Origin of the sequence: Agrobacterium genomosp. 2 str. CFBP 5494, from assembly GCF_900013495.1 — a bacterium.
GTDB classification, from domain to species: Bacteria; Pseudomonadota; Alphaproteobacteria; order Rhizobiales; family Rhizobiaceae; genus Agrobacterium; species Agrobacterium pusense.
This window is the reverse complement of record NZ_LT009721.1, coordinates 1-19,758: the sequence shown is the minus strand read 5'-3', so window position 1 is coordinate 19,758 and position 19,758 is coordinate 1. Positions and strand designations below refer to the sequence as shown.

The window sequence follows — 19,758 nt, the reverse complement described above, 5'->3', positions numbered from 1 at the left end:
AGGACCGCCCTCACCCTTCGATGGCGACTTCACGCCGTTCCCGCGAAGCTTTGAACGCAGCCTCGATACAGGCGACAACATGTAATCCGTCCTCACCGGTGACCGGGGGCTCGCAGCCTGATGCCACGGCTTCGGCAAATGCCTGCCATTGACGCACCAATGCCTGCCCGGCGATATCCGGCTCCATCGAGTTGTCGAGCGGCTCCCAGTGCATGCGGCGCCCAAGCGTCACGCCCTTGAAGAAATCGACGGCAAGCACGCCGCCGTCGCAGACGATCTCGTCGCCAGAAATGAAGGCCCCGTCGCGGTAGCCGATGCTCGCGACCTGTCCCGCCGTGTCGTCACCGAAACGGATGAGCATCAGCGCTACATCATCGGCGTTTTGCTTGTGGAAGGCCGTCGCGGTGACGGCGCTGACGTGCGTAGCACGGCGACCGGCGAATGCCAGCAGCCGATCGAGCGCGTGGATACCAGCGGTAAAGAGCATGCCGCCGCCGGTGGTGGCGTCGAGATGCCAGTCGCGACGGTTTTCTTCCATCCATAGCTTGATCATGCGGCTTGAACCAAATCGCATGCCGCCGATTTCGCCGCTGTCGATGATGCGACGGGCAGCAAGGAAAGGAAGAGTGAACCGCATCGTATGGCCGGGCATCAGCGTTACTCCAGCCTTGGCTGCGGCGCTGAGAACTTGGCGGCACTGCGCAACCGTCGGCGCGATCGGTTTTTCGATCATGATGTGCTTGCCGGCCTCGGCTGCCGCCAGTGCTACATCGGTGTGGAGATGGTGCGGCAAGGCGACCACCACCGCATCGACCTCGCCGTCGGCGAGCAAATCGTGGTAATCGACATAGGCTTTGCCGCCGAATTCAGACGTGAAAGCCTTCAGTCCGATCGCATCGTTGCGGCAGGAAGCGACCAGCCGGGCCGTCCCTGCTTTTTGAAGCGCGCGGGCGTGCGCCGCACCAAAATACCCTGCTCCGATGATACCAACGCCCAGCATGTTCAAGCTTCCTTCTTTGCCATTGCATAGCAGCGGTCAATGATGTCCATCGCCCGCCAGTGATCCTGGAGCGTTACGGCGGGTTTCTTTCCGCTCTCGAGGCGGTCGATCGTATCGGCCATCACGTTGTCGTAGCGGCGCGCCACCGGAGTTGCGGCAACGTCGCGAACCTTGCCGTCGTCCAGGGTAGCGACCTGCAGATGCCCGCCAAAGTCAGTCAGGCTCGCATTCCTCGCCGACACGCGCCACTCGAAGATCCCTTGCGTCATCGAAGCGAAGGTATAGCCGGCCTCCACAAGCCCGATGCTCCCGTCTGCGGCTCGAAGAACGACGAGAGCGTAATCCTCGACTGACGTGCCATGCAGCTGCCGGCCGAAGCTGACACTCTCGACGTCGATGTTCTGTCCACCGGAGAGATTGACGAAGGCGTTCACGCCGTGGATGCCAAGATTGCGCAAAGCGCCGCCGCCGCTGATCGAGGCGTCGAGCACCCAACCGCAGCCGTCATCGACATAGCGCTGTGGAGGCCCGTTGATCAGCCTGAAATGCGAGTGCGAAACCTCGCCGAGCCGATCCGCTTGGCGCAGCGCCGAGACCTCAGCCAGCAGTGGGCTGAAACGGTGCGCAAGGGCGACCGAAACAAACGATCCATGTCGCTCAGCCAAATCGGCGATCGGCTTCAGCACCGCTCCGGAAACACCGACGGGCTTTTCGATCAGCATCGGTATCCCGGCCGAAACAAACCGGCTTGCCATCTCGGCCATTTCCGCCGGGCGCCCCATGACCACGGCCAACTCGGGTTTCGCTGCTATTGCCTCATCAACACTGGCAGTCGCCCTGCCGCCGTATGTGTCGGCGAACGCCGTGGCGTGGGTCGATACCTCATCCCAGGCCGCGACAATTTCTGCGCCCGCGGCCTTGGCCGCTTCAGCATGCATTCCTGCGTGCCAGTGACCAACGCCGAAGAATGCCATTTTCATATCCGATCTTCCCGCGCTTAATGTGTTGACAGATATCCTACAAGAGGATTATCCATATCCCATATAACATTGCCGAGCGCAAGGATGTGTCGACAGGAGGTCCCCGGGAGGATTGGGAGGACTCCGACGTCGCTTACGGCGCAGCTTGGGAAGCTGCGCTCAACCGGGAGGATGAAATGACAGCAAATAGCACGCTCACGCGCCGCAAGTTGTTGATGGCAGGCGGCCTGGCTGGCGCTGCCGCCACTCTTGCGGCATTTCCTGCGCCGTTCGTACGCGCCCAATCGGCGCGCAAGCTGGTGTTCTGGCATGGCTTTACCGAAGGCGCCCGCGCAGACTTCATGGCTGGCGCCGCCAAGCGCTTCGAAGCGCTCAATCCCGGGTTGACGATCGAGATCGAGACCGTCCCCTGGCCGACCTATTCGCAAAAATGGCCGGCTGCTATGGTTGGCGGCACCCTGCCTGACGTCGCCGTCCTGCTTGGAGAGGAAGCGGTACCGATGTTCCTATCGGGCGCGCTCAACACCACGAACGATCTGGTCAACGACCTTGGCGGTGAAGCTGCCTTCACCCCAGGGCTTATCGCCGCCAATTCGCGCTACAAAGGCGAATGGGCGTGTCGCAAAGTTTTTCGTTAACGCTGACTTGAGATTTCGGTGATGAAAAGGCGCTCCGATTTGTTGGAGTGCGGATTTATGATTCTCAATGCCATTGTCGAAAAGCTGAAGCGCCGGTCGAAGGACGATTTCAAAGGACGGCAATTCGAGGCATGGCTGATTATTCAGGCGGTGTCGTGGTATTTGCGTTACCCGTTGAGCTATCGCGATCTGGAAGAAATGTTCAAAGAGCGCGGTTTCGACGTGGATCATAGCAGCATCAACCGGTGGGTTCTGGCCTATGCGCCGATGATCGAAAAGCGGCTGAGACGCTTTCGAAAGCCGCATTGTGGTTCAATCCGGATCGACGAAACCTACATCAAAATCCGGGGCCAGTGGCGTTATCTTTATCGCGCCATCGACAAACACGGCAATCCGGTGGACTTCCTGCTGACCGCAAGGCGTGATCGGGATGCCGCCAAACGCTTCTTCCGCAAGATGTTGAAGGACGAACCGTTGCTCTCACCCGGCAAGATCGGGCACCGGATGGCGCTGGAACCTTTCCGCCTGCAATCAAGAACGGTGTGGAGGAAAGGCTTCTCCCGCCGGACCCGGTCCATTACGTCACCAAGCATTTGCAGCAAGGCATTGAAAGCGATCACTTCCGGGTGAAGAAGAACATGCCCAAGGTGGGCGGCTTCCGAACGTTCAACACCGCGAGGCGAACGATCGCCGGGTTCGAAGCCATGCTGTGGCTGCGGAAGGGCTTCGGCTTTTCCGGCGGCTGGTCTGTCAACGACCAGAATGATCTCATCGCATGCCTCTTCGGACTTCAAAAAGTTAACAAAGCATGAAAATGCAGCCCGTTACGGCATGACTGCGCCCGCCGAAAAACTTTGCGACACGCCCCTCACAGGCTGGCTGACACCTGCCGCACAAACCCTGCGCCAGGCCGATGTATTGGCGGATATGGTCGTGGAAGAACTGCGACGCAGGAGAATTCTCTTGCCAGCGCGGCCAGCGCTCGAAGCCATCATTCATGTGGCGATCAGGCGCGGCATTCGTATTGCTCATCGGGCCTTGGCCGGCGGGATCTCAGAAGGCCAAAAGCTCGATCTGGACAAGCTTCTCGATCCGCGTGAGGGGACAAGCGTGACCATTCTTGCCTGGGCGAGAACGCCGGCATTGTCGCCAGCCGCCGTCAACCTCGACAGAATTGCCGAGCGCATTCGCTTTCTCCGGTCTCTGAACCTGCCGACGACGTTGATGGATCGAATTCCGGCCAAGGTCTTTGACGAATTTGCTGCAGAGGGGACGCGAATGAGCGCGCAGCATCTGCGCGACCTTAACACCGAACGCCGACATGCTGTCCTGGCTGCAACAGTGCTCCACCTTTCCCGCCATCTCACCGATTGCGCGATCGACATGTTCAAGAAACTCATGGGCATCCTGACGCGGCGAGCCAATAACCAGGCGGCTGCTCGCGTCACCCGATCCGTTCGGGAAGTGCAGACGCCGTTGAAGGACGTTTCAAAAGTCTGCCATGCGATCATCAAGGCTAGAGAGAAGGGTGAGGACATGGCCAAAGCGCTTGATCTGGTCATCCAATGGCCAGCTTTTACAACCAGTGTCCAGGCGGTCGATACGCTGATCGCGCCGGATGTTATCGACGGTAAAATCGAAATGCTCCAGCGCTATCCGACGATCAGGAAACTGGCGCCACAGTTTCTCTCCACTCTCGTGTTCCGCGGTCACGCAGTGGCGGCGACCCTCTTGCGGGCGCTATCCGTGGTCGCGGGTCTATATCGTACGGGCAAAAGGACCATACCCGACAAGGCACCGATCTCCTTTGCGCCGAAGGGCTGGATGCCTCTCATACTCAAAGATGGAAAGATTGATCGCAGGGCTTATGAGCTTTGCCTGTTCAGCGAATTGAAGCGCCGGCTCGATGCGGGCGATGTCTGGGTGGAAGGAGCCAAACGCTTCCAGTCTTTCGAAAGCTTTCTCATTCCCACGCCGACATTCGAGCTGATGCGTGAGGAAGGACCGCTTCCAATCGCCGTTGATACCGATGTCGAGACGTATCTTCGCCAACAGCGCCAGCTGCTGAACGATGGACTGGCTGACCTCTCGCGTCTGGCCGCAGCCGGCGAGCTCGACGATGTAGAACTGACCGGGGCGGGGTTTAGCGTCACGCCGCACAAGGCTATGTTTCCGGACATCGCCAAGTCGCTGAAGCTAAAGGTGGAAAGCCGTCTGCCTGCGATCCGCATCACTGACCTTTTGCTCGAGGTTGACGCCCGAACGGAATTTTCGAACGCCTTTACCCATTTGCGCAGCGGTCGGACGGCCGACAACAAGCTTGCGCTCCTCACCGCCATCCTGGCGGACGGCATCAATCTCGGTCTCACGAGAATGGCGGACGTTTCCCCCGGCATTACGATGCGCCAACTCGCCTGGGCGCACGACTGGCATATTCGCGAGGAAGGTTACACGGCCGCGCACGCCATTCTCGTCAACGCCCAGAGGCAATTGCCTCTGGCAAGCTTGTGGGGCGATGGAACAACGTCATCCTCCGATGGCCAGTATTTTCCGGCGGGCGGACACGCCGAGGCGATCGGCGACCTCAACGGCCGCTATGGTCCCAACCCCGGCGCCAAATTCTACCGGTTCACCTCTGACCAGTACGGCGCTTTCTACATCATCGCCATGAATGCCAATGCGAGCGAAGCCATCTATGTCCTCGATGGACTGCTCTATCATGGCAGCGATCTCGCCATCGAAACCCACTATGTCGATACCGGCGGGGTAAGCGATATGAGCTTCGCCCTTTGCCATCTCGTTGGTTTCCAGATTGTGCCTCGGCTGCGCGGTCTCAAGGATCGCAAGCTCTATCTCTTCCCGGGCGACGCGCCTCCCGAAAACCTGGCGCCGCTCGTTGGCGAGCACATCAACGTCGAGCGGATCAAGGCAAACTGGAACGACATCCTGCGGCTGGTCACGACGATCCGTTCCGGGCAGGTTCGGCCTTCGACGGTGTTGGCAAAGCTGTCCGCATTCCCACGCCAGAACGGACTGGCGTTGGCGCTACGCGATCTCGGTCGCATCAATCGGTCCATCTTTCTGCCCCAGTGGTGGCAGAACCCCGAAATGCGCAGGAACGCGACGGTCGGCCTCAACAAGAGCGAATCCCAGAACACCTTGGCCCGCGCACTGTTCTTCAATCGCCTCGGAGAATTGCGCGACCGGACTTTCGAGAGCCAGTTCTACCGAGCATCTGGACTGAACCTGCTAATCAACGCCATCGTCTACTGGAACACACTCTATCTCGAACCGGCGTTCGCCGAGCTCAACCGAGATGGCATTCCCACGCCGCTTGACATCATCAAACACATTACCCCACTCGGCTGGCAGCACATCAGTCTCACCGGCGATTACATCTGGACCCCAACAGACGGCGTTGATCTCAGGCCATTGCGGCGCGAAACATCTATCCTCGCAGCGTGATCACCATACGTTCTCAAAAGTCGGACAGATCCAACACTTTCGTGTCGTGACGCCTGTAGGGCGCAAGTTCCGGCTGTCGAACGACCATCTCGTCAGGTGGCGTCCAGCGCGGCCACTGACGTTTGTACTGAATGACCCCCTTGCCCGACCATTCGAACCCCTGCCGGCCGAGACCGACCCCGTATCGCATCGCCTGTCCGCCCTCGTAAGTCAGGTAGAGAAAATAGTTGGCCGTATCCACGACCAATGTGCCTGGCCGCTCTCCAGTCGGATCACTCACCATCTGCCGGTAATAGCGCTTGGCGATCTTCTGGTAGGGTATAGCAGGCAGCGGGAACTGTTCGTTCAGTATCGGTCCATAGGTGGTTTCCAGAACTGGATGGGATATGGGTACGATTTCAGACTGTGTCGTCTCTGCGGTCGTTGCCGAGCAGCCAGTCAATACAGCCGCCGCTGCCCCAGCCCCCCCGATAACGAAGCCTCGTCGTGTCAATTTGCCAGACTGCAATGTATTTCCTCTCGACGGTTGAAGTTCTGGCTTACGAGCCGGTCATCAGATTTCGGATTTTCTTCATGCGAACCTCGCGGGATTCATGCATGTCGAGCGTTCCTTTGAAGCTACCATTGGCGTCCATCATGTATACGCCAGCCGTATGGTCCATTGTGTAGCTTCCATCTTCGGTCGGAACCTTGCGTGCGTAGGCGGAGAAAGCTTTGACAGCCGTCGCTGTTTGCTCCGGCGTTCCCCGAAGGGCAAGGATTCGACGGTCGAAGGATGTCATGTACTCGTTGAGCAACTGCTGAGTATCTCTCTCTGGGTCAACGCTGATGAAAACAACGTTGAAACCGCTCGCAGCGGGCCCGAGTTCATTCATCAGGTCACTCAGCTCGAACAGCGTTGTGGGGCAGATGTCAGGGCAGTGGGTAAAGCCAAAGAACGCCAAATACGGCTTTCCCTTGAGGACAGCGTTATCGATCACTTGGCCCCGGTGCGAAACCAACTCAAATGGGCGACCGATCGAAGGGGTAGAGGACGCGTCCGGCTCACCAACACGTTTGCCGCCACCCGACTGCAGCAAATAACCTATAATCAGTAGCAATGTGAAGATCGCAACCACACACCACGCCACAACTCGAAACGCTCTGAGAGCTTTCATCTAATTCCCTGCCGACATTCACCCTGAAGAGCCCTTTGGAGTACTCCTAATCCCTCTAGTAGCTTGAGGTTCAAGGCTAATGGCGGAGAAAATCGAAATTCTCCTCAGTCGTTTCGCTGTCATCCACATCAGACAGAAGCGGAAATTTCGGTCGCACAGAAAGCGCCCTTGACCCTCAAGCTACTAGAGGTTTCATACTGACGAGCATCAATGAGCGACAGGAATGGCAGATAAGTGGTGAAAACTAACGACGGCGCATGGCTTGCGATCTTCAGCGCGTGGATAATTGCCATGGGTTCGACGTTGGGCGCACTGTTTATCGGTGAGGTCATGGGGCAAGCGCCATGCGATCTCTGTTGGCACCAACGAGCCTTCATGTTTCCACTGGCAGTGCTGCTCGCAGTCGCCGCTTTCCGCTCTGATGCCCGTGCCTGGATCTATGCCGTTCCGCTGGCAGCGGCGGGATGGTCGATCGCGGCATTTCACAACCTTCTTTATTTCAACATCATCCCCACGGCCATCAAGCCTTGCGGCCAGGGGCCATCCTGCTCGGGCGCGGGTATGCTCCTCTTTGGAACCCTGCCCATTCCGCTCCTGTCGCTTGGTGCATTTACTGTCATCATCGTCCTACTTCTAATCGTGCGCCGGAGAACACCAGCATGAACAGACGCACTTTCGTTATCGCTTCGGCTTCGGCCGCGATTGCCGTTTTCGCAGGAGGCGCGGCCCTCTATGATGGGCTTACGCCAGACGCGGAGCCAGCGCCCTCTACAATGCCGGGGAACAATACCCTCGTCAGAATGCACTCGCCGGTCATGGGGCCGGTTTCGGCGCCTGTGACAATTGTCGAATTTTTTGATCCGTCTTGTGAGGCATGCCGGGCCTTTTATCCGCTCGTGAAGCAGATGATGACGCAGACCGGAAATGACGTGCGACTTGTCCTGCGATACACCGTATTCCACGAAGGTTCCGATGATGCAGTGCGCATATTGGAGGCCGCGCGCAAACAAAACCTGTTTGAACCGGTCCTAGAAGCGATACTGGAACAGCAGCCTGTCTGGGCCGATCATGGCAAACCAGATCTAGAAAAGGCATGGCAGATCGCGGCGATGGCCGGACTTGATGTCGAGCAGGGAAAGAAGGATGCGGCCTCCCCAGCGATCGACAATATTCTCGCCCAGGATATGGCCGATGTTCAGGCCAACAATGTGAAACAGACCCCGACATTTTTCGTGAACGAAAAGCCTCTCACAGAGTTCAGCCCGCAAGGTCTTTTCACTATGCTGAAAGCTGAAATCGATGCCAGCAAGGCAGGATCCTGACTTCGGAGACCGGACCGGAATTCATGAGCGGACATCACCACGATCATGAAGCAGATGCAGGAGACAAGCGTATAGGGGGAGCAATTCTCGTCAACGTGCTCCTTACTTTTGCGCAGATTGTCGGCGGCATCTTCTCCGGCAGTCTTTCCCTGATCGCGGATGCGCTCCACAACTTCAGTGACGCTGCATCACTTGTGATTGCGTATGGTGCACGTCGGATCGCGCGCCGTCCTTCTGACGAAAAGATGACGTTCGGCTATGTTCGCGCCGAAATCGTCGCATCGCTGATCAACTACACGACTTTGATCGTCATTGGTCTCTATCTCGTGTATGAAGCGGTCATGCGGTTCATCACACCTGCGCCGATCGAAGGGTGGACGGTCGTGATCGTCGCAGGCATCGCGCTCGTCATCGATTTGACCACAGCCATGCTCACCTACACCCTTTCAAAAACCAGCATGAATATCCGGGCCGCTTTCTTGCACAATGTGTCGGACGCCCTTGGATCGGTGGGTGTTATCATCGCCGGCACGCTTGTGCTGATATACGGCTGGACATGGATTGACCCAGCGGTCACCCTCATGATCGCAGGCTACATACTCTGGCAGGCCTTCGCTGAGATCGGAGGATCGATCCGGATCCTGATGATGGCGGCGCCTGAGGACGTAAATGTGAACGAACTTGTTTCAGACATGCGTTCCGTCGAAGGCGTCCAGGAGGTGCACCATGTCCATGTGTGGCGGATCGATGAAGATCACAAGGCATTGCAAGCGCATCTCGTTGTGACGGATTTATCTCTGCGCAGTGCTGCTGAAGTGAAAGCCGCAGTGCGAAAAATCCTGCGGGACAGGCACGGTATCGACCACAGCACTCTGGAGATCGAAACGCCAGAGGACGGTTGCGAAGACGGCCTGCAGGTCATCGGTCATAATGTTGTAGAAACCTGAGACTAGAGGCTTCGCAGGCACCGTTGACGGATATGCTCAACGATGAAGGCCGCATCGTCAGCCACACCCGCGATCAGGCCAGAGGCACGGTTCCGCTGCCATGGACGTCCTACATAGTAGAGACCGTCAACAGGCGAAATCCTGACCTGCCACTGAGAATTTCCTCCAGATTGGATTAGAGTCCGGCCCATCGAGGACGGACTTATGAAGAAGCAGAGATTTACGGAAGAGCAGATTATTGGGGTGCTGAAGGAGCAAGAGGCTGGCGTTAAGGCGGCTGATCTTTGCCGCAAGCACGGGATTTCCGAGGCGACCTTTTATCATTGGAAGGCCAAATATGGCGGCATGGAAGTGTCAGAGGCCAAACGTTTGAAGGCGCTTGAGGACGAGAATGCCAAGTTGAAGAAGTTGCTCGCCGAGCAGATGCTGGATGTTGCCGCTCTTCGGGAGCTTCTCGGAAAAAAATGGTAGGCCCTGCCGCGAAGCGTGAAGCTGTCACGCATCTGAAGGCCGTCATGGGCCTTTCGGAACGGCGGGCCTGCCAGATCATATCCGCAGACCGAAAGACGATCCGCTATCGATCCTCTCGACCGCCTGAGGTCGAGTTGCGAGAGAAGTTGCGCGATCTGGCCAACGAGCGACGACGGTTCGGCTACCGACGGCTGTTCATTTTGCTTCGGCGAGACGGAGAGTCTTCTGGGGTCAATCGCATCTATCGGCTGTATCGCGAGGAAGGTCTTTCCGTGCGCAAGCGGAAAGCCAGGCGTCGTGCTGTTGGCACCCGTGCCCCGATCCTCGTCGAAGCAAAGGCGAATGCTCGCTGGTCACTGGATTTCGTCCACGATCAGTTCGCCTGCGGCAGACGCTTCCGCATCCTCAATGTGGTCGATGATGTCACGCGCGAATGCTTGGCGGCGATCCCGGACACATCGATATCAGGTCGCCGTGTCGCGAGGGAACTGACGACGCTTGTCGAGCGAAGGGGCAAGCCCAGCATGATTGTTTCAGACAACGGAACCGAACTGACCTCGAATGCCATCCTTGCCTGGTCCAAGGATCACAAGGTCGAGTGGCACTACATCGCGCCGGGAAGACCGATGCAAAACGGTTATGTCGAGAGTTTCAACGGCCGCATGCGCGACGAGCTGCTCAACGAGAGCCTGTTCTTTGGGCTCGATCATGCCCGTAGCGCCATTGCGGAATGGGCTGACGACTATAACAATGTTCGGCCGCACTCATCGCTCGGATACCAAACACCGACGGACTATGCCGGGATCATCGCCGCAACCGGCTCCAACGATACGCAATGTGTGAGCTTCGCGTTTCCGCCGGTTGCTCCCATCGCGCCATATGGCTTATCAAAAACCGCCGAGGCTCTAATCGCAGCCGGATGAAACTTCAGTGGCAGGTCAATCCCGTTGGAGTGAATTGGGGCAGCCCGAGCATCCACCGCACCTTCGACTTCAATCCAAGGGAGCTCATCGGCATAGCCTGTCGCCCAAACTATGGATCTGATGTTCTCGCTCGATCCGTCGGCGAAACTTACCCTGCGATCATGGATCGCAGCCAGTCTCGGCTTCAGGATTACCCCCGACCGCCTGAGTGAAGCATCGTCATTGCCGCGAACAGGGAATGGATCCTCACGCCTCATCCTTCGTCCGATGATCCCCTGCGCGGATGCCTGGAGAAGGCCGAGCTGCCCCAGCCATACCCACAAACTGCGTCCGAGGACCTTCTCCGGTAAAAGTCTGCGCTTTCGCCCGCGTGCAAGCAGCACCTTTTGAAACCCAGCCATCGCGATTGCCACGTCCCTGCCACTCGCGCCATCTCCGACTACAAGAACAGGGCCTTCCGCCACCGAGCCCGGATTGCGGAACTCGGTTACGTGCATCTGCTGAATGTCAGCAGGTAGCAATTTCGACAATCCAGGAATTCGCGGTGTTGAAAATGCCCCCGTGGCAACGATGACAATATGACTTGTGAGACGATTGCCGTCTTGCGTTGACGCCACAAAGAGACTGCCTGCCTTCTCAAGTCGGACGACCTTCTTCGAACTGCTGACCGGAATTTTATGGAAGGAAGCATACCGCCGCAGATAGTCAGCAAACTCATCCTTTCCAGCATAGCCATTTGCATCACCAACCAGGGGCATACCCGAGAGCGCGCTGATGCAGCGAGGTGTAAAAAGTGTGAGGCTGTCATATCTGTTGCGCCAGCTGTCGCCGATTTTTGTGCCAGCATCAACAATCAAGAAGCTCAGGCCCTGCCTCTTCAAGGCGTATGCCGCAGCGAGCCCGGCTTGCCCCGCCCCTATAATCAGGATGTTGGTCCGCATTGTATTCTCCTCAAGCAAGATCGTCGTTACCCATCAACGGCTGGGGAGGTTACGGTTCCGTTGGGTTCAGGCCTTGCCTCTCGACCAATATGCGAGAAGCTCAAGAAAAACACCGCCACAACAAAAATCGTGAGCACTGCCAACACAATCCAGTTATTGCGTCGTATCTTCTTAATCCGCTCATCGGGCTGGGCCATAATTCAATCTCCCGCACTTGGGGTAGTCACCCCGTCGCCGGACCTGGCCTTCTTTTTCTCGAAGGGGTCAGCCAGCGCCGCATCTGGTCTGCTAACCGGATATTTTGTGCCCGAGATGCGAGCCGCAAGTCGGGCCGGACCCTCTTTCTTAAGGAGTGCGCGGAAACTTGGATGCATCCCGCCATCCACATAGGACGACACCGTGGAGCCGCCGGCCTGTTGAAGCGCAGCCTCAAGCCTTTGGGTTTCTTCGGCCATGCGGGCTATCAGAGCAGGATCAGGAGAAGCGGCGCTTGCGGGGCAAGCCTCCAGTGGGTCAAGGGGCTCTCCGCCCACGAACTCTTTGTTGAACATGTAGCGGCGACCACACACCGAGACTTTTGGTTGCTGACGGGTCAGTTCGAAATAGTCGTATCCCTCCTTCAGAGTCCGCCAGAACGACAGGTTTTGATTGTCTTTGTGCAGCGCCATGTTTTCCGTCGTCATCCGGAAAGGATAGGCCTGAACCTGGAACCGCTCCTGTCCCGATGAAAGTGCCTTGGCGACGATTGCATATATCTCACCAACGCCCTGGTCTGTCAGCGCAAAGCAACCGGAAGAGGAGCAAGCACCGTGGACCATCAGCGCCTCGCCGGTATAGCCGAGTGCCGTCTCAAGCCTGTTTGGATAGCCCAGGTTGAAAGATACATAGTACTGCGATTTAGGATTCAGCATGCCTTTTGAAACGTGGTAAAATCCCTCTGGCGCTTGGCGGTCACCTTCCTTGACCTTGGGACCTAGCTTCCCGGACCACCTGCACATCGGATATGTCTTGAGCAACGCGTAGCGCCCACTTCGGTCGATCTTCCAGACCTCGAGCTCGCTTTCCTGCTTGAAGATCCTGATCAGGACGGGGCTTTCTGCTGCCATCCCCTTCTTTGACATCTCTGCCAGCATCTTGCTCGACAGTTCGGGGGCCATGCTGGACAGGTCGTCTAGCCCCATGTCTGAAACACATCCGGATAGGGGGATAGCTATAAGGGCTCCAAGGCAGGCATTCCGCGCGATCAGAAGTGCTCGCTGATTCAAATTCTGAAACCAATTCATTTCGTCACTCTTCGCGCTTTCAATGAAACCGTGCCGACATCACCAATAAGGTGCCGAGCGCACCACGGCAGCCGGCAATACAGGAAGGGGGGCACGACCGCACGACGCCGCATCGAACAAACCCTTAGCCACCGGTACAAATATAGGACCTCAAGTAACTAGAGCTACAAGGGGCAGCCCCAGGAAAGGCTAAACGCTCCTCCCACCCAACCATCTACTCATCTTTGGGCACGGGACCAGGCACAACATCGAGCAGAGATTTATCAACCAGGGGGGTTACCTTCATTGGGTTTGCTCCGGAGGTGCGCATCCGCTCCAGATCTGCTGCAGTGAGGTAATCGAGCTTGGTGATCAGAGTTTTATAGTAGGCTTGCAGACCAATCCGCTTGTTCATCCGCGCCACCAGATCTAACCTTAAGGCATCGGCGGCGAATTCGGGGTCTGTGAGCACCGGTCCAGACAACAGTGTCGCGATCAATTCGTCCGTCAGTTCTGCCTCCGGGCTGGGACTAGCACGCAGTGCCTCGTCATTTGCGGTCAACGTCACTTCTGCAACGACGTAACCGTCGACCTTTCTCTCCCGAATAATCGGGACGGTCACCATCGCCGATTTGACCACCTCATGTTCGGTTAGCCCGGGAGACTGCGTCTCAACCTGTTTGGGCGCTGGGGCCCACTGGAAACCAGCGTAGACAGCAACCAAGCACACCAAGACACACCACGCTCCGGAGCATGCAATCTTCCACATTTACTAATCTCCATGAGGATCAACCGGAGCTACGCCGGGATCCTCCACCGATCGCTGTGCTGCCATCGCATTCAGGCGTGATTGGACAGTGCTCGATCCCTTAGTCGATGAGAGCCGCTCTCAAGCCGCGTGTTGGACATAGTCCAACGCAGCAGACACCTGGTTACGATCTCCGGGCGGTATTAACGGTAAGATCAGGCTCGGGGAGGAGGATCAAGGGGATCAATGCCTGCAAAGACACGGAACCGATTTGGTGAAACTCTGTAGGCAGAGAGCATTCGTTCCGAAATTGCAGCGCTTTCCTGCAGGCAAGCCAGAAGCTCGTGAGAATGCTCGACCAGATGCTGGCATTTCGCGTGGGTACCAGCAGACGCAGTCCCTTGATGGACGGTTCTGGATATCGTCGCCCCGGAGATGAGATCCCGTGCGACTGATCCATGCGGACTCACAATAGCGACTGCCAACAGCAGTGCCATACACAAAATCCGAATCGATTTTCCAAGCCGCGACATCATCACACGTCACAATTAACCTGTCTGAGATTGCCTGAAGCTGGTGCACAGGCACCGCCGCACAATGGAGGACGCAGACAATAAGAATTGATTTCCCCATATGTGACCATAGCCTCTAGAGTCGAGATATGATCGGTTCAGTCGCACATATCTCGAAAAAACTTGGCATGATCGCTGCGTTTTCGCTGGTGGGATTTGTGTTCGTCAAGGCTGTTTTTGCCGTCGTTTGCTGGGGCATAGGACATGACTCCTTCGAGGCCATCGCGGGCATCGTCTCATCCATCGGCCTTGGGGGCTGGATCGGCATAGAGGCCTATCTGTCGTTCACAAGCTGGCGATCTCATAAAAAAGTGCCTGAATTCGACACAGGCCGATAAAATTGCACTGAATTTCTTTGCGTGATGATCGTGTTCGATCCGCATAACTCGTCCCAACACATAGGGACGAGTTATGACCTTCAGATTCCTGCTCGCAATTTTCGCCATAACGTTCATTTCGACAGGCGCCGCTTGGAAACCGGAAGCGGCAACATGGGATTCCATGCCTGTCGCCGGGGCGACGTCGCAACCGATCGGCCACTTCGAATTTTGTAAAAGATATCCCGAAGAATGCCAGCCTAACGCTGCAGATCGCGCACGCCTGAAGCTCACAGAGGAAATCTGGAATAGCCTCGTTGAGGTCAACCAGGTCGTCAATACAATTCCGGCTATCGAGGATATCGAGATCTATGGCGTCGAGGAATTTTGGAATTATCCTACCACCGCAGCCGACTGCGAGGACTTTGCTCTGCTGAAGCGCAAGCTTTTGATGAGGCGCGGGATCGCGGTCTCCAATCTGCTGATCACAGTTGTACTTCAACCGGACGGATCCGGGCATGCTGTTTTGACGGTGCGGTCGGAAATAGGCGATTTCATTCTCGACAACTTGCGTGGTGAAATCAGAAATTGGTCGGAAACAGAATATACATATCTCAAGCGTCAGGATTCCCGCAATCCTGGCAAATGGGTGAAGATCAGGGACGGTCGAGACACAACAGCGGTCAGCGGCATTCGCTAATCGAGGTGACAAATTAGACCGGCCGATCCTGCAGCAGTCAGCCGGGTGCCTGACGAGGTGAAACCTCGCAATGATTGGCGCCCCAGCTCAGATGATGAGCCCCGGCCGCCACTACACTTTTCCTTGATGCAGCAACTGGCACAAAATTTTGCACTTGAAGCTCTAGTTCCTAGAGGCCGCATGGCAAACCAAGTGAGCGTGAAATCCCGCTCGCGGCCAATCTGCCAAATCGTAGCGAATGTAAGAGTGTGCTCAGTCTGGAACCGAAAATGCTGTTCTCGAAAAAAGCCATGTTCAGGCTTACCGTCATCGTCCTCGGGGTTACCGCAATCTGCGGTATCGATCTGTCCGTCAAATTCGTCATGGCGGAGCTTCTGGCAACCCCGACTGGAACAATCGAGTTGACCTCTTTTTTCAACCTGAAACTCACCTATAACACGGGCGTTAGCTTCGGGTTATTTTCGGACACCATCGTGTCAGCGCCCCGTTTGTTCGCCACACTTCAAGGGGGCATCGTAGTCGGACTCGTCATTTGGGCAGTATTCGCCAACAGTGTCCTGGAGGGAATGGCCATAACGGCAATGGCTGGGGGTGCGAGCGGAAATGTGGTTGATCGTTTGATGAACTTGAGGGTTACCGACTATTTGGATTTCCACGCCTCCGGGTGGTCATGGCCTGCCTTCAATATTGCAGATGTGTTCATCGTTTGCGGTGCCATTGTCCTTGTGGCGGCGTCGGTAGTTCAGACGAAAAACGAGCATGCGTCCACGAACTCCTGACGGGGTGCGGCGCAAGGAAAAGGCGTCAACTCTCGGTTTTGTAGTAGCCTTTATTCGCGATTTGGTTCTCCATGGTGATGATTAGTTTCCGCGGCATCTGGAGCAAGAATATCAAGCGGGACAGCACGCAAGGTACCGTCATCGAATTTTAGCGTCATCGTTGCGGCTTTCGGAGGACCCGAATTTCGCATCAGTGAAATGAAAACCGTATCCTGTCCCATGTCCAGTTCCGCTTTTCGGGGGATCACGACGTAGGTGTCCGACAGCGGCACTTGTTCGAAGCCCTTGGATTTGGCCATCGGGCTCACGAGTGTTGCAGTCGAGTACCCTGTGACGTTGACAGAGACAATCGCCATGTCATCGGGCGTACCATTGTAGACAGTGACATATGCTTTATCCGTGACCCCGTCCGGCGCTAAGACCAGTTCGGCATGTTCGATAGTCAAGGCGTCGTAGTCGATTTGATGAGGTTCATTTGTCACGTTAGCCCAGGCGCCGCTCTGACCGGCGAAAAGAAATGCAGTGGCTGCCACACACCAACGTTTTGCTTGATTTGCCATTTATAAATCCTCACATGTTCCGAGCCATTGCTTACATACCTCTCGGTTGTTCGAGGGTTCAGGTTCGCGTGATGGGCTAATTTGTCGCGGCCTGCACCTGCCGCATTTGGAGAGGGAGGTAGCATGCTCACCATTGGAGATCTGTCCAGGACCACGGGTGTCAAGGTACCAACGATCAGATATTATGAACAGATGGGGCTGCTCTCACCGCCGGAACGTTCTGAGGGCAATCAGCGACGTTACTCGAAGACCGAGCAGGAACGCCTCTCATTCATTCGACATGCCCGCGACCTTGGATTGACGATCGAAGCTATTCGCGAGCTTATAGAGCTGAGCCAGCATCCGGAAAAGCCGTGTGCAGAGGCCGACAAGATAGCTGCCGAACAGCTTGTGACAATCCGACAGAAGATCGAGAGATTGAAGAAGCTGGAAGCCGAGCTGGAACGGATCTCAACACACTGCCATTCGAATCAAGTGCGCGATTGCTATGTGATCAGGGCCTTGGCAAACCACGATATGTGCACCACCGAGCACGACTGACTACAGCATTTCACTGCCCAAATACCTCTGAGTACACGGCGATCCCAGTTGGTACCGATCTGAATGATCGGGGCGGTTGGTGGCGAGCTCCAAGTCGCACAGATCGTCCAGACCAAGAGACTGCATCAGGGGTCGCAATCGCCTAGTTCGTGAGGGTCACATCAGGCTGCCCGCCAGCTCACTGAGTGCTTGAAAGTCCTCCGGAAGTAATGGGCAGCTCGGTGCGAGCGCATCAGGAAACGAAATCGACCAACAGCTTCAGGTTCAGCAAAGCGATTACGATGGCGATGATCCAGGCAAAAGCCGAGAGCCAAAGAGGTGCCTTCATCTCTCCCATCTTATCAGCATCGGCTGTGAACATCACCAGCGGGAAAACCGCAAAGGATAGTTGGAGGCTAAGCACGACCTGGGTCAAGATCAGAAGCTGGGCAGTGCCGCTGTCTCCGAAAGCTATAGTGACCCCTGCTGCGGGTATGATGGCGATCCCCCGGGTAATCAGACGGCGAAGCCAAGGTGCAAGCTGGATCTTCAGGAACCCTTCCATCACGATCTGACCCGCAAGCGTCGCGGTAACCGTTGAATTGATACCGCAGCACAAAAGGGCGATTCCGAACAATGTCGGTGCGAAGGCCAAACCGAGCAACGGGGCTAGCAGACTATGAGCCTCACCCAGTTCTGCGACCGAAGTCCGCCCGGTTTCGTGGAACGTAGCGGCCGCCAGAATGAGGATCGAAGCATTGACGAGCAGAGCGAACATCAATGCGACTGTGGAGTCGATCGTCGCGAATTTCAGAGCCTCGCGCTTTTCAGGTAACGTATCGCCAAAGTCCCTCGTCTGCACGATACCGGAGTGGAGGTAGAGATTGTGCGGCATAACGGTCGCACCGAGTATGCCAAGCGCCAGATACAGCATGTCGGGATTCGTGATAATCTCTGTCGTTGGAGCAAAGCCGAGGATCACCTGACCCCAATCCGGATCGGCAAGAGCGATCTGAACCGCAAAGCAGACGGCGATAACGCCGAGCAAAGTTATGACAAGCGCTTCGACCCAACGGAAGCCAAGCTTTTGCAGGTAAAGGATCAAGAATACATCCAGAGCAGTGATGACCACTCCCAGCTCGAGCGGAATACCGAAAAGGAGGTTCAAGCCGATTGCAGTGCCGATTACCTCGGCGATGTCAGTCGCAATGATCGCTATTTCGGCCAGCAGCCACAGCACCATGGCAACCGGTTTGGGGTAGGCATCACGACAGGCCTGCGCCAGGTCTCGCCCCGAGGCGATGGCGAGGCGCGCGCACAGCGACTGAAGGACGATCGCCATGATGTTTGAAATCAGGGCCACCGTGAGCAGCGCGTAGCCGAAGCGTGATCCCCCGGCCAGAGATGTCGCCCAATTGCCTGGGTCCATGTACCCGACCGCGACGAGATAGCCGGGCCCGAAGAAAGCCATTGCCCTTCGGAAAGTGCCCGCTCCTGCCGCGACCTTGATCGACCGGTGCACATCCGAAAGGGACGCCTCTCCCACCGTTTGTTGCCATCCCCTCACCGGTCTGTCCATCGTCCACCGCGCTTTCAAAGCCCACCACTATTGCAATTGCAAATCATTCTCACAAAGAGGCTGCGGACGCAAGCCGGATCGATCAGATCCCACCAATTGGGAACCATTAGGGCTTTATTGACCATAGTCGGCTTTACTGATGGTGATCCGAGCGTGGCCGCAATGTTCGCCAGGCCCGAGCTCGGAGAGCCGTCAAGTGTGGAGTACCCAGTGAGCGAGTTGCCAACTTGCGTTAGGCCCTATTCAACCGCAGCCTTCCTATCCGAATGCCTCCGCGGCATGGCGACGGTTGCAATTGCCGTGCTGCTCGCAGTGGCAATGGCGGCGGGTTCGTCCTCACCTGCGACAGCCGCGACGGACAGATCGCTGAAGCTGTTTTTCACACACACTGGGGAACGTGCGACGATAACATTCAAACGGGACGGGAAGTTCGATGCCCGTGGACTAGTTCAGATCAACCGCTTTTTGCGCGATTGGCGCAAGAACGAACCCGCGAACATCGATCCCCGTCTACTCGATCTCGTATGGGAAGTGTACCAGCGCAGCGGATCAAACAACTATATTCATATAGTCTCTGCCTATCGCTCACCGGCGACAAACAAGATGCTCAGAGGGCGATCGAGGGATAGTGGTGTCGCGAAAAACAGCCAACACACCCTCGGCAAGGCAATGGATTTTTACATTCCGGGCGTCAAACTGGCCAAGTTGCGATCACTTGCGATGCAGATGCAAGTCGGCGGAGTGGGATACTATCCCGCATCGGGATCTCCTTTCGTCCATCTTGATGTTGGAAATGTCCGTGCATGGCCCCGCATGACGCGCAAGGAACTGGCTCGGATCTTTCCCGATGGAAAGACCATGCACCTCCCCTCCGATGG

General features: G+C 56.6%; 19 protein-coding genes and 3 pseudogenes. 12 read left to right on the top strand and 10 right to left on the bottom strand.

Annotation, left to right across the window (positions count from 1 at the left end):
• Window positions 1-10 precede the first annotated feature (10 nt).
• Both AGR2A_RS26815 and AGR2A_RS26810 read right to left on the bottom strand, forming a co-directional pair.
• Window positions 11-1,000, bottom strand: a complete 990-nt coding sequence (locus AGR2A_RS26815) for a Gfo/Idh/MocA family protein (protein ID WP_035226482.1) — start codon at window positions 998-1,000, stop codon at window positions 11-13.
• A gap of 2 nt (window positions 1,001-1,002) precedes the next feature.
• Window positions 1,003-1,980 (bottom strand): Gfo/Idh/MocA family protein, encoded by a 978-nt coding sequence (locus tag AGR2A_RS26810; protein ID WP_035226480.1) that lies wholly within the window; start codon window positions 1,978-1,980, stop codon window positions 1,003-1,005.
• A 176-nt stretch (window positions 1,981-2,156) separates the two neighbouring features.
• Between AGR2A_RS26810 and AGR2A_RS26805 the strand changes: the two genes are divergently transcribed.
• From AGR2A_RS26805 to AGR2A_RS26795, 3 genes and pseudogenes are all read left to right on the top strand, one after another.
• Entirely contained in the window at window positions 2,157-2,618 is a 462-nt protein-coding gene (locus AGR2A_RS26805) for an extracellular solute-binding protein (protein WP_035226477.1), read from the top strand.
• A gap of 57 nt (window positions 2,619-2,675) precedes the next feature.
• Window positions 2,676-3,430, top strand: a pseudogene (locus AGR2A_RS26800) (IS6 family transposase).
• A gap of 19 nt (window positions 3,431-3,449) precedes the next feature.
• Window positions 3,450-6,083, top strand: a pseudogene (locus AGR2A_RS26795) (Tn3 family transposase); the annotation flags it as partial.
• A gap of 13 nt (window positions 6,084-6,096) precedes the next feature.
• On the opposite strand, the gene AGR2A_RS29380 reads toward AGR2A_RS26795, so the two are convergent.
• Together AGR2A_RS29380 and AGR2A_RS26785 are read right to left on the bottom strand one after the other, a co-directional pair.
• On the bottom strand, window positions 6,097-6,525 hold the full coding sequence (locus tag AGR2A_RS29380; RefSeq protein WP_201736450.1) for a L,D-transpeptidase: 429 nt from the start codon (window positions 6,523-6,525) through the stop codon (window positions 6,097-6,099).
• A 97-nt stretch (window positions 6,526-6,622) separates the two neighbouring features.
• The gene (locus AGR2A_RS26785) at window positions 6,623-7,240 is read right to left on the bottom strand and encodes an SCO family protein (RefSeq protein WP_072495074.1); all 618 of its coding nucleotides are present in this window, start codon (window positions 7,238-7,240) and stop codon (window positions 6,623-6,625) included.
• A gap of 234 nt (window positions 7,241-7,474) precedes the next feature.
• Between AGR2A_RS26785 and AGR2A_RS26780 the strand changes: the two genes are divergently transcribed.
• The 4 genes from AGR2A_RS26780 to AGR2A_RS26760 all read left to right on the top strand — a co-directional run bounded on the left by AGR2A_RS26780 (window position 7,475) and on the right by AGR2A_RS26760 (window position 10,903).
• Window positions 7,475-7,903 carry a disulfide bond formation protein B gene (locus tag AGR2A_RS26780; protein ID WP_072495073.1) on the top strand — a complete coding sequence of 143 codons (429 nt, stop codon included), beginning with the start codon at window positions 7,475-7,477 and terminating at the stop codon, window positions 7,901-7,903.
• Window positions 7,900-8,562, top strand: a complete 663-nt coding sequence (locus AGR2A_RS26775) for a DsbA family protein (RefSeq protein WP_080823606.1) — start codon at window positions 7,900-7,902, stop codon at window positions 8,560-8,562. Before AGR2A_RS26780 ends, AGR2A_RS26775 begins: the two co-directional genes overlap by 4 nt.
• A gap of 23 nt (window positions 8,563-8,585) precedes the next feature.
• On the top strand, window positions 8,586-9,509 hold the full coding sequence (locus AGR2A_RS26770; protein WP_080823604.1) for a cation diffusion facilitator family transporter: 924 nt from the start codon (window positions 8,586-8,588) through the stop codon (window positions 9,507-9,509).
• Between the two features lie 204 nt (window positions 9,510-9,713).
• Window positions 9,714-10,903 (top strand): IS3 family transposase gene (locus AGR2A_RS26760; RefSeq protein WP_139786425.1). Its coding sequence is split into 2 segments (ribosomal slippage): window positions 9,714-9,966 and window positions 9,966-10,903, totalling 1,191 coding nucleotides; the frame shifts between segments, so codons are not numbered across the junction.
• Window positions 10,904-11,280: 377 nt separating this feature from the next.
• Here the strand turns inward: AGR2A_RS26760 and AGR2A_RS30265 are convergent.
• The 4 genes and pseudogenes from AGR2A_RS30265 to AGR2A_RS26745 all read right to left on the bottom strand — a co-directional run.
• Window positions 11,281-11,844, bottom strand: a pseudogene (locus tag AGR2A_RS30265) (NAD(P)-binding domain-containing protein); the annotation flags it as partial.
• Between the two features lie 26 nt (window positions 11,845-11,870).
• A complete protein-coding gene (locus tag AGR2A_RS29810; RefSeq protein WP_157951666.1) occupies window positions 11,871-12,041 on the bottom strand; it encodes a hypothetical protein in 171 nt (56 codons plus the stop codon).
• 3 nt (window positions 12,042-12,044) lie between these two features.
• Entirely contained in the window at window positions 12,045-13,127 is a 1,083-nt protein-coding gene (locus tag AGR2A_RS26750; protein WP_107341865.1) for a L,D-transpeptidase family protein, read from the bottom strand.
• Window positions 13,128-13,341: 214 nt separating this feature from the next.
• Complete coding sequence (locus tag AGR2A_RS26745; protein WP_037094253.1) at window positions 13,342-13,875, bottom strand: hypothetical protein; 534 nt, start codon at window positions 13,873-13,875, stop codon at window positions 13,342-13,344.
• Between the two features lie 640 nt (window positions 13,876-14,515).
• Between AGR2A_RS26745 and AGR2A_RS26740 the strand changes: the two genes are divergently transcribed.
• The 3 genes from AGR2A_RS26740 to lspA all read left to right on the top strand — a co-directional run bounded on the left by AGR2A_RS26740 (window position 14,516) and on the right by lspA (window position 16,222).
• Window positions 14,516-14,764 (top strand): hypothetical protein, encoded by a 249-nt coding sequence (locus AGR2A_RS26740; protein ID WP_037094252.1) that lies wholly within the window; start codon window positions 14,516-14,518, stop codon window positions 14,762-14,764.
• 73 nt (window positions 14,765-14,837) lie between these two features.
• Window positions 14,838-15,443, top strand: a complete 606-nt coding sequence (locus tag AGR2A_RS26735) for a transglutaminase-like cysteine peptidase (protein ID WP_037094250.1) — start codon at window positions 14,838-14,840, stop codon at window positions 15,441-15,443.
• Between the two features lie 269 nt (window positions 15,444-15,712).
• Entirely contained in the window at window positions 15,713-16,222 is a 510-nt protein-coding gene (gene lspA / locus AGR2A_RS26730; protein WP_051796774.1) for a signal peptidase II, read from the top strand.
• Between the two features lie 50 nt (window positions 16,223-16,272).
• Here the strand turns inward: lspA and AGR2A_RS26725 are convergent, their stop codons facing one another.
• Window positions 16,273-16,782: a hypothetical protein gene (locus tag AGR2A_RS26725; RefSeq protein ID WP_035228721.1), complete on the bottom strand. Its 510-nt coding sequence runs from the start codon at window positions 16,780-16,782 to the stop codon at window positions 16,273-16,275.
• 123 nt (window positions 16,783-16,905) lie between these two features.
• Here AGR2A_RS26725 and AGR2A_RS26720 point away from each other — a divergent pair, with 123 nt between their 5' ends.
• Window positions 16,906-17,322, top strand: coding sequence for a MerR family transcriptional regulator (locus AGR2A_RS26720; protein WP_035228718.1), 417 nt, complete (start codon window positions 16,906-16,908; stop codon window positions 17,320-17,322).
• Window positions 17,323-17,554: 232 nt separating this feature from the next.
• Here the strand turns inward: AGR2A_RS26720 and AGR2A_RS26715 are convergent, their stop codons facing one another.
• Window positions 17,555-18,880, bottom strand: a complete 1,326-nt coding sequence (locus AGR2A_RS26715) for an Nramp family divalent metal transporter (protein ID WP_035228715.1) — start codon at window positions 18,878-18,880, stop codon at window positions 17,555-17,557.
• Window positions 18,881-19,159: 279 nt separating this feature from the next.
• Here AGR2A_RS26715 and AGR2A_RS26710 point away from each other — a divergent pair.
• On the top strand, window positions 19,160-19,758 hold a 599-nt coding region (locus tag AGR2A_RS26710; protein WP_139786424.1), incomplete at its 3' end, for a DUF882 domain-containing protein.

Excerpts from the sequence above, each read along its gene's own strand:
- AGR2A_RS26815 (WP_035226482.1), bottom strand. The coding sequence starts at position 1,000 with ATGCTGGGCGTTGGTATCATCGGAGCAGGGTATTTTGGTGCGGCGCAC.
- AGR2A_RS26810 (WP_035226480.1), bottom strand. The coding sequence starts at position 1,980 with ATGAAAATGGCATTCTTCGGCGTTGGTCACTGGCACGCAGGAATGCAT.
- AGR2A_RS26805 (WP_035226477.1), top strand. The coding sequence starts at position 2,157 with ATGACAGCAAATAGCACGCTCACGCGCCGCAAGTTGTTGATGGCAGGC.
- AGR2A_RS26785 (WP_072495074.1), bottom strand. The coding sequence starts at position 7,240 with ATGAAAGCTCTCAGAGCGTTTCGAGTTGTGGCGTGGTGTGTGGTTGCG.
- AGR2A_RS26775 (WP_080823606.1), top strand. The coding sequence starts at position 7,900 with ATGAACAGACGCACTTTCGTTATCGCTTCGGCTTCGGCCGCGATTGCC.
- AGR2A_RS26770 (WP_080823604.1), top strand. The coding sequence starts at position 8,586 with ATGAGCGGACATCACCACGATCATGAAGCAGATGCAGGAGACAAGCGT.
- AGR2A_RS29810 (WP_157951666.1), bottom strand. The coding sequence starts at position 12,041 with ATGGCCCAGCCCGATGAGCGGATTAAGAAGATACGACGCAATAACTGG.
- AGR2A_RS26750 (WP_107341865.1), bottom strand. The coding sequence starts at position 13,127 with ATGAATTGGTTTCAGAATTTGAATCAGCGAGCACTTCTGATCGCGCGG.
- AGR2A_RS26745 (WP_037094253.1), bottom strand. The coding sequence starts at position 13,875 with ATGTGGAAGATTGCATGCTCCGGAGCGTGGTGTGTCTTGGTGTGCTTG.
- AGR2A_RS26740 (WP_037094252.1), top strand. The coding sequence starts at position 14,516 with ATGATCGGTTCAGTCGCACATATCTCGAAAAAACTTGGCATGATCGCT.
- AGR2A_RS26735 (WP_037094250.1), top strand. The coding sequence starts at position 14,838 with ATGACCTTCAGATTCCTGCTCGCAATTTTCGCCATAACGTTCATTTCG.
- lspA (WP_051796774.1), top strand. The coding sequence starts at position 15,713 with ATGCTGTTCTCGAAAAAAGCCATGTTCAGGCTTACCGTCATCGTCCTC.
- AGR2A_RS26725 (WP_035228721.1), bottom strand. The coding sequence starts at position 16,782 with ATGGCAAATCAAGCAAAACGTTGGTGTGTGGCAGCCACTGCATTTCTT.
- AGR2A_RS26720 (WP_035228718.1), top strand. The coding sequence starts at position 16,906 with ATGCTCACCATTGGAGATCTGTCCAGGACCACGGGTGTCAAGGTACCA.
- AGR2A_RS26715 (WP_035228715.1), bottom strand. The coding sequence starts at position 18,880 with ATGGACAGACCGGTGAGGGGATGGCAACAAACGGTGGGAGAGGCGTCC.